The 14240-nt window shown below is 52.7% G+C and carries 14 protein-coding genes; all 14 read left to right on the top strand.

Translation table 11 applies throughout. From position 1 onward, the window contains the following. Nucleotides 1-105 precede the first annotated feature (105 nt). On the top strand, nt 106-957 hold the full coding sequence (gene tsf, locus HCH49_RS12415; protein ID WP_014882627.1) for a translation elongation factor Ts: 852 nt from the start codon (nt 106-108) through the stop codon (nt 955-957). 150 nt (nt 958-1107) lie between these two features. Beyond that, nucleotides 1108-1833 (top strand): UMP kinase, encoded by a 726-nt coding sequence (pyrH, locus tag HCH49_RS12410; protein WP_008501910.1) that lies wholly within the window; start codon nt 1108-1110, stop codon nt 1831-1833. A 168-nt stretch (nt 1834-2001) separates the two neighbouring features. Beyond that, on the top strand, nt 2002-2559 hold the full coding sequence (frr, locus tag HCH49_RS12405) for a ribosome recycling factor (protein ID WP_003856180.1): 558 nt from the start codon (nt 2002-2004) through the stop codon (nt 2557-2559). A gap of 95 nt (nt 2560-2654) precedes the next feature. Next, nucleotides 2655-3854, top strand: a complete 1200-nt coding sequence (ispC, locus tag HCH49_RS12400; protein ID WP_221702753.1) for a 1-deoxy-D-xylulose-5-phosphate reductoisomerase — start codon at nt 2655-2657, stop codon at nt 3852-3854. Between the two features lie 186 nt (nt 3855-4040). Next, nucleotides 4041-4799, top strand: coding sequence for a (2E,6E)-farnesyl-diphosphate-specific ditrans,polycis-undecaprenyl-diphosphate synthase (ispU, locus tag HCH49_RS12395; RefSeq protein WP_024907522.1), 759 nt, complete (start codon nt 4041-4043; stop codon nt 4797-4799). Nucleotides 4800-4811: 12 nt separating this feature from the next. Continuing rightward, nucleotides 4812-5669, top strand: coding sequence for a phosphatidate cytidylyltransferase (cdsA, locus tag HCH49_RS12390; protein ID WP_023310457.1), 858 nt, complete (start codon nt 4812-4814; stop codon nt 5667-5669). A gap of 11 nt (nt 5670-5680) precedes the next feature. Then, entirely contained in the window at nt 5681-7033 is a 1353-nt protein-coding gene (gene rseP / locus HCH49_RS12385; protein WP_023310458.1) for a sigma E protease regulator RseP, read from the top strand. Between the two features lie 29 nt (nt 7034-7062). Beyond that, complete coding sequence (bamA, locus tag HCH49_RS12380; protein ID WP_033144673.1) at nt 7063-9480, top strand: outer membrane protein assembly factor BamA; 2418 nt, start codon at nt 7063-7065, stop codon at nt 9478-9480. A gap of 122 nt (nt 9481-9602) precedes the next feature. After that, entirely contained in the window at nt 9603-10097 is a 495-nt protein-coding gene (gene skp / locus HCH49_RS12375; RefSeq protein WP_032644135.1) for a molecular chaperone Skp, read from the top strand. Between the two features lie 3 nt (nt 10098-10100). Then, a complete protein-coding gene (gene lpxD, locus HCH49_RS12370) occupies nt 10101-11126 on the top strand; it encodes a UDP-3-O-(3-hydroxymyristoyl)glucosamine N-acyltransferase (protein ID WP_032644136.1) in 1026 nt (341 codons plus the stop codon). Between the two features lie 102 nt (nt 11127-11228). After that, entirely contained in the window at nt 11229-11684 is a 456-nt protein-coding gene (fabZ, locus tag HCH49_RS12365) for a 3-hydroxyacyl-ACP dehydratase FabZ (protein WP_010426706.1), read from the top strand. Between the two features lie 3 nt (nt 11685-11687). After that, nucleotides 11688-12476, top strand: a complete 789-nt coding sequence (gene lpxA / locus HCH49_RS12360) for an acyl-ACP--UDP-N-acetylglucosamine O-acyltransferase (RefSeq protein ID WP_023310462.1) — start codon at nt 11688-11690, stop codon at nt 12474-12476. After that, nucleotides 12476-13624 (top strand): lipid-A-disaccharide synthase, encoded by a 1149-nt coding sequence (gene lpxB / locus HCH49_RS12355; protein WP_023334578.1) that lies wholly within the window; start codon nt 12476-12478, stop codon nt 13622-13624. Before lpxA ends, lpxB begins: the two co-directional genes overlap by 1 nt. Next, nucleotides 13621-14217, top strand: coding sequence for a ribonuclease HII (gene rnhB / locus HCH49_RS12350; RefSeq protein WP_024907528.1), 597 nt, complete (start codon nt 13621-13623; stop codon nt 14215-14217). The genes lpxB and rnhB overlap by 4 nt, the downstream gene beginning before the upstream one ends. The last annotated feature ends 23 nt before the right edge of the window (nt 14218-14240 follow it).

Raw genomic sequence — 14240 nt, 5'->3', positions numbered from 1 at the left:
CCTTATTAGTACCGTGTATGAATAGGGGCCCATTACCGGCCCCTTTTTTCAATTTACACTGTTTGGCCCCCGGCCGGGCAGTTCACATCTCCCGAGGATTTAAGAATGGCTGAAATTACCGCATCCCTGGTAAAAGAGCTGCGCGAGCGTACTGGCGCAGGCATGATGGATTGCAAAAAAGCGCTGACTGAAGCGAACGGCGACATCGAGCTGGCAATCGAAAACATGCGTAAATCCGGTGCGATCAAAGCAGCTAAAAAAGCAGGCAACGTTGCTGCTGACGGCGTGATCATCACTAAGATCGACGGCAACTACGGCATCATTCTGGAAGTTAACTGCCAGACTGACTTCGTTGCTAAAGATGGCGGTTTCCAGGCATTTGCTAACAAAGTTCTGGACGCAGCTGTTGCGGGTAAAATCACTGACGTTGAAGTTCTGAAAGCACAGTTCGAAGAAGAACGTGTTGCGCTGGTTGCTAAAATCGGTGAGAACATCAACATCCGTCGCGTATCTTCTCTGGAAGGCGACGTTCTGGGCTCTTATCAGCACGGTGCACGTATCGGTGTTCTGGTTGCGGCTAAAGGCGCTGACGAAGAGCTGGTTAAACAGCTGGCAATGCACATCGCTGCAAGCAAACCAGAATTCGTTAAGCCAGAAGACGTGTCTGCTGAAGTGGTAGAGAAAGAGTACCAGGTTCAGCTGGACATCGCGATGCAGTCTGGTAAGCCAAAAGAAATCGCAGAGAAAATGGTTGAAGGCCGCATGAAGAAATTCACCGGCGAAGTTTCTCTGACTGGCCAGCCATTCGTAATGGACCCAAGCAAGTCTGTTGCGCAGCTGCTGAAAGAGCACAACGCTGACGTAACTGGCTTCATCCGCTTCGAAGTGGGCGAAGGCATCGAGAAAGTTGAGACTGACTTCGCAGCAGAAGTTGCTGCAATGTCCAAGCAGTCTTAATGATTGAAAAGGAGCCGCCTGAGGGCGGCTTCTTTTTGTCACCCGTCACAGGAAATCAGACAGGCTCCAGTATCGCTGTGCTGATTTGCGGCATATCATGTCGCCAGAATTAACCCCCATCTTAATCGTTGACAGTCTCAGGAAAGAAACATGGCTACCAATGCAAAACCCGTGTACAAACGCATTCTGCTTAAGCTGAGTGGCGAAGCGCTGCAGGGATCGGAAGGCTTCGGTATTGACGCAAGCATCCTTGATCGCATGGCACAGGAAATCAAAGAACTGGTCGAACTGGGTATCCAGGTTGGCGTGGTCATTGGCGGTGGCAACCTTTTCCGTGGTGCTGGTCTGGCGAAAGCGGGGATGAACCGCGTTGTGGGCGACCACATGGGTATGCTGGCAACCGTCATGAATGGCCTGGCAATGCGTGATGCACTGCATCGCGCCTATGTGAATGCCCGCCTGATGTCCGCGATTCCCCTGAATGGCGTTTGCGATAATTACAGCTGGGCAGAAGCCATCAGCCTGCTGCGCAATAACCGCGTGGTGATCCTCTCCGCCGGTACGGGTAACCCGTTCTTTACGACCGATTCCGCTGCCTGCCTGCGCGGTATCGAGATCGAAGCCGATGTGGTACTGAAAGCGACCAAAGTAGACGGCGTGTTTACTGCCGACCCGGCAAAAGATCCTTCTGCCACCATGTACGATCAGCTGAGCTACAGTGAAGTGCTGGATAAAGAGCTGAAAGTGATGGATCTTGCCGCCTTCACGCTGGCTCGCGACCACAAACTGCCGATCCGTGTCTTCAACATGAACAAGCCTGGCGCACTGCGTCGCGTGGTCATGGGCGAAAAAGAAGGCACTTTGATCACGGAATAATTTCCGTTGACGATAAATACAGGTAAGATTCCGCTTTATTTTGTAGTGGTATCTTTACCCGGGCGCGCCTTTGGCGTTGTCATGAATTAAACGCGACTATACTTAGCACACCTGTAGCGCTGTGCTGGCGGATAGTCTGCCTGAGACAAGTTTTCAAGGATTCGTAACGTGATTAACGACATCAGAAAAGATGCTGAAGTACGCATGGACAAATGCGTAGAAGCGTTCAAAAACCAAATCAGCAAAATCCGTACTGGCCGTGCTTCCCCAAGCCTGCTGGATGGCATCATCGTAGAATATTACGGTACGCCAACCCCTCTGCGCCAGCTGGCGAGCGTGACGGTTGAAGATACCCGTACGCTGAAAATCAACGTCTTCGACCGCTCTATGAGCCCGGCCGTTGAGAAAGCGATTATGGCCTCTGACCTCGGACTGAACCCAAGCTCCGCGGGCGCAGACATCCGTGTTCCACTGCCTCCGCTGACGGAAGAGCGTCGTAAAGATCTTATCAAAGTGGTTCGTGGCGAAGCTGAGCAGGGTCGTGTATCCGTGCGTAACGTCCGTCGTGACGCGAACGATAAAGTGAAAGCACTGCTGAAAGAAAAAGAGATCAGCGAAGATGACGATCGTCGTTCTCAGGACGACATTCAGAAAATGACCGACGCGGCCATCAAGAAAATTGATGCGGCGCTGGCAGAAAAAGAAGCGGAACTGATGCAGTTCTGATTTCTGTCGTACACTGATAAACGCCGTTCAGAAGGACTTCGGGTCTTGCTGGCGGCGTTTTGCTTTTATCTGGTCTAACTTTTTTCGGGCATCTCATGAAGCATTTAACACTCCTCGGCTCAACCGGCTCTATCGGTTGCAGCACTCTCGACGTCGTTCGCCATAATCCTGAACTTTACACCGTGACAGCGCTGGTGGCCGGTAAGAATGTGCAGCGAATGGTCGAACAGTGCCTGGAGTTTGCGCCCCGCTATGCGGTGATGGATGACGAAGAGAGCGCGCGTCTGCTGAAAGCACAGCTGCGTGAAAAGGGCAGTCGAACCGAGGTGCTGAGCGGCCAGCAGGCGGCCTGCGAGATGGCGGCGCTGGATGAGGTAGATCAGGTCATGGCGGCCATTGTCGGCGCGGCAGGGCTGCTGCCCACGCTTGCTGCGATTGATGCCGGTAAGGATGTTTTGCTGGCCAATAAAGAGTCGCTGGTCACCTGTGGACGCCTGTTTATGGATGCGGTGAAACAGCACGGCGCACGTCTTCTGCCGGTCGACAGCGAGCACAACGCGATTTTTCAGAGTTTACCGCAACCTTTTCAACAGAACCTGGGGTACGCTGACCTGAAGCAGAATGGCGTAGTGTCTATTCTGCTTACCGGGTCTGGTGGCCCGTTCCGTGAAACGCCACTGTCTGAACTGCGTGCGATGACACCGGATCAGGCGTGCCGTCATCCGAACTGGTCGATGGGGCGTAAAATCTCCGTTGATTCTGCCACCATGATGAACAAAGGTCTGGAATACATTGAAGCGCGCTGGCTGTTTAATGCGTCAGCGAAACAGATGGAAGTACTGATTCACCCGCAATCGGTGATTCACTCGATGGTGCGTTATCAGGATGGCAGCGTGCTGGCACAGCTGGGCGAGCCGGACATGCGTACGCCGATTGCCCATTCAATGGCGTGGCCAAATCGAGTGAAATCCGGCGTGAAGCCGCTTGATTTCTGCAAGCTAAGTTCCCTGACGTTCAGTGAACCAGACTACGACCGCTATCCTTGTCTGAAGCTTGCGATGAATGCCTTTGATCAGGGGCAGGCGGCGACGACGGCACTTAATGCAGCTAATGAAATTACCGTTGAGGCATTTCTGAATCAGCAAATTCGTTTCACCGATATCGCGTCGCTTAATTTATCGGTACTTGAGATGATGGATTTGCGCGAACCACAAAGCGTGGAAGAGGTGCTGGCGGTGGATGCAGCTGCGCGTAATATTGCGCGCCAACAGGTGACACGTCTCGCAAGCTGGTGATAAAGCAAGCACTAGTCGTCGTGCTATTTGTTAGCGTTGGGCTTCAGTGATATAGTCTGCGCCACCTGATCGCAGGTATTTGACTTAATGTGGTCAGGTGAGCCGTGGTTTGACACGGCTTTTTTATGTATAGGCTTCAGTATTCCTGAGTACCGTTAAATCCTTTTCAGGGACAAAAAACGCGTTATGTTGTCTGCGAATCAACCAATAAGCGAAAATTTGCCAGCTCATGGCTGCCGTCATGTAGCAATCATTATGGATGGCAATGGCCGCTGGGCGAAAAGACAAGGGAAGATACGAGCCTTTGGGCATAAAGCGGGGGCGAAATCCGTTCGTCGCGCCGTTTCTTTTGCCGCCAACAACGGCATTGATGCGTTAACGCTCTATGCTTTTAGCAGTGAAAACTGGAATCGACCTCTGCAGGAAGTGACTGCGTTGATGGAATTGTTTGTGTGGGCGCTAGACAGCGAAGTAAAAAGCCTGCACCGCCACAACGTCCGCCTGCGTATCATTGGCGATACCAGTCGTTTTAACTCACGTTTGCAGGAACGGATTCGCAAAGCTGAAGCGCTGACGGAAAATAATACCGGTTTGACGCTGAATATTGCGGCGAATTACGGCGGACGCTGGGATATTATCCAGGGCGTTCGGCATCTGGCCGAACAGGTTCAGGAAGGGCTGTTGAGACCCGACCAAATTGATGAAGAGGCGCTGAGCAAGCAAATCTGCATGAATGAACAGGCACCTGTGGATTTGGTAATTAGGACAGGGGGGGAACATCGCATAAGTAACTTTTTGATATGGCAAATTGCCTATGCCGAACTTTACTTTACGGATGTTCTTTGGCCCGATTTTGATGAACAAGACTTTGAAGGTGCGCTGCATGCCTTTGCCAATCGAGAGCGTCGTTTCGGCGGCACCGAGCCTGGTGGCGACAAAGCCTGATGGGGGTAGCTTTTGCTGAAGTATCGCCTGATTTCCGCTTTTGTATTAATACCCATTGTCATTGCGGCGCTGTTTTTACTGCCCCCGGTGGGATTCGCTATTGTCACGCTGGTGGTGTGCATGCTCGCCGCGTGGGAATGGGGACAGTTTAGCGGCTTTACCTCGCGCACTCAGCGAGTATGGCTTGCGGTACTTTGTGGCTTTATCCTGGCCATAATGCTGTTTACGTTGCCTGAATATCACCATGATATTCATCAGCCCCTGGTTGCCGGTTCTTTATGGATATCGCTGGCCTGGTGGGTTGCCGCGCTGTTGCTGGTTCTTTTTTATCCGGGTTCCGCGGCATTGTGGCGTAATTCAAAAGTGCTGCGACTGATTTTTGGCTTGCTCACAATTATTCCTTTTTTCTGGGGTATGGTTGCGCTGCGAGCCTGGCACTACGACGAAAACCACTACAGCGGTGCGATCTGGCTGCTTTATGTGATGATTCTGGTCTGGGGGGCTGACTCCGGGGCCTATATGTTTGGTAAACTGTTTGGCAAACATAAGCTGGCACCGAAGGTTTCTCCGGGCAAAACCTGGCAAGGATTCATCGGCGGCCTGTTTACGGCAGCGATCATCTCCTGGGGCTACGGCGTCTGGGCGAATCTTGAAGTGGCACCGTCAATACTGCTGGTGTGCTCGATTTTTGCTGCGCTTGCCTCCGTGCTCGGTGATTTAACCGAAAGTATGTTTAAGCGTGAAGCAGGGATTAAGGACAGCGGACACCTGATTCCAGGGCATGGCGGTATACTGGATCGCATTGATAGCCTGACAGCGGCTGTTCCAGTGTTTGCGTGTTTGCTTTTACTGGTATTCGGGACGATTTAACGGAAGGTTTTATGCTGAGCATTCTCTGGAATCTGGCGGCGTTCATTGTTGCACTGGGTGTACTGATTACCGTGCATGAATTTGGCCATTTCTGGGTTGCTCGCCGCTGTGGCGTGCGCGTAGAGCGATTTTCCATCGGTTTTGGTAAATCACTCTGGACGCGCACCGACCGCCACGGCACGGAATTTGTCATCGCCCTTATCCCGCTGGGCGGCTACGTCAAAATGCTCGACGAACGCGTCGAGCCTGTCGCTCCTGAGCTGCGACACAGCGCATTCAACAATAAAACCGTTGGACAACGCGCCGCCATCATTGCTGCCGGACCGGTAGCCAACTTCATCTTTGCGATTTTCGCTTACTGGCTGGTGTTTATCATCGGCGTCCCTGGCGTACGTCCGGTGGTGGGTGAAATTGCCCCCAATTCCATCGCGGCGAGTGCGCAAATTACATCCGGGATGGAACTTAAAGCGATTGATGGCATCGAAACCCCTGATTGGGATGCCGTGCGACTGCAGCTGGTAGCCAAAATTGGCGATCCGCAGACCACCATCAGCGTATCGCCGTTTGGTTCAGATACGCGTCAGGACAAAGTACTCGATTTACGTCACTGGCGTTTCGAGCCAGACAAAGAGGATCCCGTCGCTGCGCTGGGCATTCGTCCACGCGGCGCGCAGATCGAGCCGGTATTAGCCGAAGTACAGGCAAATTCGGCGGCGAGCAAAGCGGGTTTGCAAGCGGGCGACAGGATCGTTAAAGTCGATGGTCAACCATTAACAGAGTGGATGACCTTTGTTACTCTGGTGCGCGATAATCCGGGAACGTCTCTCGCGCTGGAAGTTGAAAGGCAGGGCAGTCCGCTTTCGCTGACGCTGATCCCGGATACGAAGTCGGTCGGCAAAAAGGCAGAAGGGTTTGCAGGCGTTGTGCCAAAAGTGATCCCGCTGCCAGATGAGTACAAGACAATACGCCAGTATGGGCCGTTCAGCGCCATCCTTGAAGCCACGGATAAAACATGGCAACTGATGAAGCTGACGGTCAACATGTTGGGGAAATTGATAACCGGTGATGTGAAACTGAACAACCTCAGTGGGCCAATTTCGATTGCTCAGGGGGCTGGGATGTCAGCGGAATTCGGGGTGATTTACTATCTCATGTTCCTCGCGCTCATTAGCGTGAACCTTGGGATAATCAACCTGTTCCCGCTTCCCGTTTTAGACGGGGGTCATCTGCTGTTTTTGGCGATTGAAAAGCTAAAAGGCGGACCGGTATCCGAGCGAGTTCAAGACTTTAGTTATCGCATTGGCTCGATTTTGCTGGTGCTGTTAATGGGGCTTGCACTTTTCAATGATTTCTCTCGGTTGTAAGAGAGTGTTAGGAAGAACGCATAATAACGATGGCGATGAAAAAGTTGCTCATAGCGTCGCTGCTGTTTAGCAGCGCCACCGTATACGGTGCTGACGGGTTCGTAGTGAAAGACATTCATTTCGAAGGCCTCCAGCGTGTCGCCGTTGGTGCGGCCCTCCTCAGTATGCCTGTACGCCCCGGCGATACGGTTAATGATGATGATATCAGTAACACCATCCGTGCTCTGTTTGCCACCGGCAACTTTGAGGACGTCCGCGTCCTGCGCGATGGTGATACGCTGCTGGTACAGGTAAAAGAACGTCCGACGATCGCCAGTATCACTTTCTCCGGTAACAAGTCGGTGAAAGATGACATGCTCAAGCAGAACCTTGAAGCATCTGGTGTTCGTGTGGGTGAGTCCCTGGACCGCACAACCCTTTCAGACATTGAAAAAGGTCTGGAAGACTTCTACTACAGCGTCGGTAAATACAGCGCCAGCGTGAAAGCGGTTGTCACTCCGCTGCCGCGTAACCGTGTTGACCTGAAGCTGGTCTTCCAGGAAGGTGTTTCTGCGAAGATCCAGCAGATCAACATTGTCGGCAACCACGCGTTCAGCACCGACGAACTGATCTCCACCTTCCAGCTGCGCGATGAAGTGCCATGGTGGAACGTGGTGGGCGATCGCAAATACCAGAAACAGAAACTGGCGGGCGACCTCGAAACCCTGCGCAGCTACTATCTCGATCGTGGCTATGCGCGTTTCAACATCGACTCGACTCAGGTCAGTCTGACTCCGGACAAGAAAGGTATCTACATTACGGTTAACATCACTGAAGGCGAGCAGTACAAGCTTTCTGGTGTTGAAGTGAGTGGTAACCTGGCGGGGCATTCTGCTGAAATCGAATCGCTGACCAAAATTCAGCCGGGCGATCTGTATAGCGGTTCCAAGGTAACCAAAATGGAAGACAGCATTAAGAAGCTGCTCGGCCGCTACGGTTATGCCTATCCGCGCGTACAGACTCAGCCGGAAATCAATGACGCGGATAAAACCGTTAAGCTGCACGTGAATGTTGATGCGGGCAACCGTTTCTACGTGCGTAAGATCCGCTTCGTCGGTAACGACACCTCCAAAGATTCCGTTCTGCGTCGCGAAATGCGTCAGATGGAAGGCGCATGGTTGGGAAGCGACCTCGTTGATCAGGGTAAAGAGCGTCTTAACCGTCTGGGCTATTTTGAAACGGTGGATACCGATACCCAGCGCGTACCGGGCAGCCCGGATCAGGTTGATGTCGTTTATAAAGTGAAAGAGCGCAACACCGGTAGCTTCAACTTCGGTGTGGGTTACGGTACTGAAAGCGGCGTCAGCTTCCAGGTCGGCGTACAGCAGGATAACTGGCTGGGTACGGGTTACTCTGTCGGTATTAACGGCACCAAAAACGACTACCAGACCTACTCTGAGTTCTCTGTGACTAACCCATACTTCACCGTAGACGGTGTGAGCCTGGGCGGTCGTATCTTCTATAACGACTTTAAAGCAGATGACGCGGACCTGTCTTCATACACCAACAAGAGTTACGGTGTAGACGGTACGCTTGGCTTCCCGGTTAACGAATACAACACCCTGCGTGCAGGCTTGGGTTACGTGCATAACGACCTGTCCAACATGCAACCGCAGGTGGCGATGTGGCGTTATCTGGACTCTATCGGCCAGTCAACCAGTAAAAATGGTAATGACAATGGCTTCGCGGCGGATGACTTCACCTTTAACTACGGCTGGACCTATAACCGTCTCGACCGTGGTTACTTCCCAACGGAAGGTTCTCGCGTCAACCTGAACGGTAAAGTTACCGTGCCGGGTTCCGATAACGAGTTCTATAAGGTCACGCTGGATACCGCGTCCTACTTCCCGATCGATGACGATCATAAGTGGGTGGTTCTGGGTCGTACCCGTTGGGGCTATGGCGATGGTCTGGGTAGCAAAGAACTGCCGTTCTATGAAAACTTCTATGCGGGTGGCTCCAGCACCGTTCGTGGTTTCCAGTCCAACAACATTGGTCCGAAAGCGGTTTACTACGGCGGAAACGACAAAGATAACTGTGATAAGTCTTCCTCGTCAGAAGTCTGTAGCTCCAATGACGCGGTGGGCGGTAACGCCATGGCCGTTGCCAGCCTGGAGTTCATCACGCCAACGCCGTTTATCAGTGATAAATATGCGAACTCGGTCCGTACGTCCTTCTTCTGGGATGCCGGTACCGTGTGGGATACCAACTGGCAGAATACTGCCCAGATGCGCGCAGAAGGCATTCCTGACTACAGCGATCCGAGCAATATTCGCATGTCTGCCGGTATCGCATTACAATGGATGTCACCGCTGGGGCCGTTGGTCTTCTCCTACGCCCAGCCGTTTAAGAAATATGATGGAGACAAAGCGGAGCAATTCCAGTTTAACATTGGTAAAACCTGGTAATAATCCGCTGCAAAGGAATGCGTTGGCAGTGTAGCGCTGACAACTGGCGATCGGTTACACGGTCGCCTTGCCACGCAAAGAACGGTACCTTCTGGTGCCAATGGGATGGTAAGGAGTTAATTGTGAAAAAGTGGTTATTAGCTGCAGGTCTCGGTTTAGCGATGGCAACTTCTGCTCAGGCAGCAGACAAAATTGCAATCGTCAACATGGGTAATTTGTTCCAGCAGGTTGCACAGAAAACGGGTGTTTCTGCGACTCTGGAAAACGAATTCAAAGGCCGTGCAAGCGAACTGCAGGGTATGGAAAACGATCTTCAGTCCAAAATGCAGCGTCTGCAGCGTGATGGTTCTACCATGAAAGCAAGCGACCGTAGCAAGCTGGAAAAAGACGTAATGGCTCAGCGCCAGACGTTCTCCCAGAAAGCGCAGGCTTTCGAGCAGGATCGTCAGCGTCGTTCTAACGAAGAACGCGGCAAGCTGGTAACTCGCATTCAGACTGCTGTTAAAGCAGTGGCTGCCGATCAGAGTATCGATCTGGTTGTAGATGCGAACGCCGTTGCTTATAACAGCAAAGATGTTAAAGACATCACTGCTGATGTTCTGAAACAGGTTAAATAAGTAATGCCTTCAATTCGACTGGCTGATTTAGCTCAGCAGTTGGATGCAGAATTACACGGTGATGGCGATATCGTCATCACCGCTGTTGCGTCCATGCAATCTGCTAAAGCTGGCACGATTACCTTCATGGTAAGCCCTAAGTACCGTGAGCAACTGGCTCAATGCCAGGCGTCAGCTGTTGTACTGACGCAGGACGATCTTCCATTTGCCACTGTAAGCGCGCTGGTAGTGAAAAACCCCTACCTGACGTATGCACGCATGGCTCAAATTCTTGATACCACGCCGCAGCCGGCCCAGAACATTGCGGCCAGTGCAGCGATTGATGCGACGGCCAGGCTTGGTAACAACGTCGCCGTTGGCGCGAATGCAGTTATCGAATCCGGCGTTGTGCTGGGCGATAACGTCGTCATTGGCCCGGGCTGCTTCGTTGGGAAAAATACGAAAATCGGCGCCGGAACCCGTTTATGGGCCAATGTGTCCGTTTATCATGATGTTGAAATTGGCGAAAATTGCCTCGTCCAGTCCAGCACCGTTATTGGTTCTGATGGCTTTGGTTACGCTAACGATCGTGGTAACTGGGTTAAGATCCCGCAGCTTGGTCGCGTTATTATTGGCGATCGCGTAGAGATCGGCGCCTGTACCACCATTGACCGTGGCGCGCTTGACGACACGATCATTGGCAATGGTGTTATCATCGATAACCAGTGCCAGATTGCGCATAACGTTGTGATTGGCGACAATACCGCGGTTGCGGGTGGCGTCATCATGGCAGGCAGCCTGAAAATTGGCCGTTATTGCATGATTGGCGGCGCGAGCGTGATTAATGGCCATATGGAAATATGCGACAAGGTGACTGTGACGGGAATGGGCATGGTAATGCGTCCTATCACTGAACCTGGCGTCTATTCCTCAGGTATTCCGCTACAACCCAACAAGGTATGGCGTAAAACAGCAGCTCTGGTGATGAACATTGATGATATGAGCAAGCGCCTCAAGTCTCTTGAGCGTAAGATCGATCAACAAGATTAAGCGTCATCCGTTGAACGCTATTTTTCCCGGCCTGTCGGCTTTCTAATAAACCGGCAGGCCGTGTTATTATTGTTATCAGTACATTTTGACAGGAAGAGTATTTTGACTACTGACACTCATACTCTGCATATTGAAGAGATTTTAGAACTTCTGCCGCACCGCTACCCGTTTCTGCTGGTAGACCGTGTGCTGGATTTTGAAGAAGGTCGTTTTCTGCGCGCAGTGAAAAATGTTTCCGTGAACGAGCCGTTTTTCCAGGGACACTTCCCTGGTAAGCCTATCTTCCCGGGTGTGTTGATTCTGGAAGCGATGGCTCAGGCTACCGGTATTCTGGCGTTTAAAAGCGTTGGCAAACTGGAGCCAGGTGAGCTGTATTACTTCGCGGGTATTGATGAAGCGCGCTTTAAGCGCCCTGTCGTGCCTGGTGATCAGATGATCATGGAAGTCACTTTTGAAAAAACGCGTCGTGGCCTGACTCGCTTCAAAGGCGTAGCGCTGGTTGACGGCAAAGTTGTTTGCGAAGCGACGATGATGTGTGCTCGTAGCCGGGAGTCCTGATACGTGATTGATAAATCCGCCTTTATTCATCCTACCGCTATTGTGGAAACCGGTGCCATCATTGGCGCTAACGTCCACATTGGCCCGTTTTGTATTGTTGGACCCCATGTCGAAATTGGTGAGGGTACAGTACTGAAATCTCACGTTGTCGTGAATGGTCACACGACCATTGGCTGCAATAACGAGATCTATCAGTTCGCTTCCATCGGCGAAGTTAACCAGGATCTGAAATATGCTGGTGAGTCGACCCGTCTGGAAATTGGCGATCGTAACCGTATTCGCGAAAGCGTCACTATTCATCGTGGAACAGTACAGGGTGGTGGGTTGACGAAGGTGGGCAGCGATAACCTGTTTATGGTTAATGCGCACATCGCGCACGACTGTACCGTGGGTGATCGCTGTATTCTTGCCAACAACGCAACGCTGGCAGGACACGTATCGGTTGATGACTTCGCAATTATTGGCGGCATGACCGCAGTCCATCAGTTCTGCATCATTGGTGCGCACGTGATGGTTGGCGGATGCTCCGGTGTGGCGCAGGACGTCCCACCGTATGTGATTGCGCAGGGCAACCATGCCACGCCGTTTGGCGTGAACATCGAAGGCCTCAAGCGTCGTGGTTTTAGCCGCGAAGCGATTACTGCTATCCGCAACGCTTACAAACTGCTGTACCGTAGCGGTAAAACGCTGGAAGAGGCGAAGCCGGAAATTGCCGAGCTGGCGAATAAGCACCCGGAAGTGAACGCGTTCATGGAATTCTTTGACCGTTCAACAAGGGGTCTGATTCGTTAATGGTCGACAGTCGTCCGCTTACGATAGCCCTGGTCGCCGGAGAAACCTCCGGCGATATTCTTGGTGCCGGTCTCATCCGCGCGCTTAAGGCGCGTGTACCCAATGCTCGCTTTGTCGGCGTTGCTGGCCCGCTGATGCAGGCCGAAGGCTGTGAAGCCTGGTATGAAATGGAAGAGCTCGCCGTGATGGGCATCGTTGAGGTGCTGGGACGGCTACGCCGTTTGCTGCACATCCGCGCCGATCTCACCCGCCGTTTTACCGAACTCAAACCCGATGTGTTTGTCGGTATCGATGCGCCTGATTTCAACATTACCCTCGAAGGGAATCTGAAAAAGCAGGGTATCAAAACGATTCACTACGTCAGTCCGTCCGTCTGGGCGTGGCGACAGAAACGCGTTTTCAAAATCGGACGGTCCACCAACCTGGTGCTGGCTTTCCTGCCTTTCGAAAAAGCGTTTTACGACAGATTTAATGTTCCGTGCCGTTTTATCGGTCATACCATGGCGGATGCGATGCCATTGGATCCGGATAAAAACGCGGCGCGCGACGCGCTGGGCATCCCGCACGATGTGCACTGTCTGGCACTGCTGCCAGGCAGCCGTGGTGCAGAAGTTGAGATGCTGAGCGCCGATTTCCTCAAAACAGCGCAAATTCTTCGCCAGACCTATCCGGATCTTGAAGTGGTTGTTCCGCTGGTAAATGCCAAACGCCGCGAGCAGTTTGAGCGCATCAAAGCGGAAGTCGCCCCGGATCTTCACGTCCGTCTTCTGGACGGGAAAGGGCGGGAAGCGATGTATGCGAGCGATGCCGCGCTGCTGGCCTCCGGCACGGCGGCTCTGGAATGCATGCTGGCGAAATGCCCGATGGTGGTCGGTTATCGCATGAAGCCGTTCACTTTCTGGCTGGCAAAACGTCTGGTTAAAACGGATTATGTCTCCCTGCCAAACCTGCTTGCCGGGCGCGAGCTGGTGAAAGAGCTGCTTCAGGATGAGTGCCAGCCGCAGGCGCTTGCCGATGCACTACTGCCGCTGCTCGCCAACGGCAAGACCAGCCACCAGATGCACGATACCTTCCGCGAACTGCATCAACTGATCCGCTGTAATGCTGATGAGCAAGCGGCTGATGCGGTGCTGGAGTTAGCAAAATGATGGAATTTGTTTATCCTCACACTCGCCTTGTGGCGGGCGTGGACGAAGTGGGTCGTGGCCCGTTGGTCGGGGCTGTGGTGACTGCCGCGGTGATCCTCGATCCGGCTCGCCCGATTATCGGGCTGAACGACTCAAAAAAATTGTCTGAAAAACGCCGTCTGGCGCTGTTCAGTGAGATTCAGGAGAAGGCGCTGGCCTGGAGCCTGGGGCGCGCTGAACCGCATGAAATAGACGAGCTGAATATTTTGCATGCCACGATGCTGGCGATGCAGCGTGCGGTAGCAGGTCTGAAAATTTCCCCGGAATATGTCCTGATTGACGGCAACCGCTGTCCGGCATTGCCCATGCCTTCAATGGCGGTCGTCAAAGGCGATAGTCGGGTCGCAGAAATTAGCGCAGCTTCTATCATTGCCAAAGTGACGCGCGACGCCGAAATGGCCGCGCTGGACCTCACTTATCCTCAGTATGGTTTCGCCCAGCATAAGGGTTATCCCACACCTTTCCATCTGGAAAGGCTGGCTGAACATGGCGCAACCGAACATCACCGGCGCAGTTTTGGCCCGGTGAAACGCGCGCTGGGACGGGTGTCCTGAATCAATACGCAAGCAATTAAGTA

This window comes from Enterobacter sp. Y17, assembly GCF_019730495.1.
GTDB classification, from domain to species: domain Bacteria; phylum Pseudomonadota; class Gammaproteobacteria; order Enterobacterales; family Enterobacteriaceae; genus Enterobacter; species Enterobacter asburiae_B.
This window is presented reverse-complemented; position numbering and strand designations above follow the sequence as displayed.

Coding starts and splice junctions, on each gene's coding strand:
- tsf (WP_014882627.1), top strand. CDS start 106: ATGGCTGAAATTACCGCATCCCTGGTAAAAGAGCTGCGCGAGCGTACT.
- pyrH (WP_008501910.1), top strand. CDS start 1,108: ATGGCTACCAATGCAAAACCCGTGTACAAACGCATTCTGCTTAAGCTG.
- ispC (WP_221702753.1), top strand. CDS start 2,655: ATGAAGCATTTAACACTCCTCGGCTCAACCGGCTCTATCGGTTGCAGC.
- ispU (WP_024907522.1), top strand. CDS start 4,041: ATGTTGTCTGCGAATCAACCAATAAGCGAAAATTTGCCAGCTCATGGC.
- rseP (WP_023310458.1), top strand. CDS start 5,681: ATGCTGAGCATTCTCTGGAATCTGGCGGCGTTCATTGTTGCACTGGGT.
- bamA (WP_033144673.1), top strand. CDS start 7,063: ATGGCGATGAAAAAGTTGCTCATAGCGTCGCTGCTGTTTAGCAGCGCC.
- lpxD (WP_032644136.1), top strand. CDS start 10,101: ATGCCTTCAATTCGACTGGCTGATTTAGCTCAGCAGTTGGATGCAGAA.
- lpxB (WP_023334578.1), top strand. CDS start 12,476: ATGGTCGACAGTCGTCCGCTTACGATAGCCCTGGTCGCCGGAGAAACC.
- rnhB (WP_024907528.1), top strand. CDS start 13,621: ATGATGGAATTTGTTTATCCTCACACTCGCCTTGTGGCGGGCGTGGAC.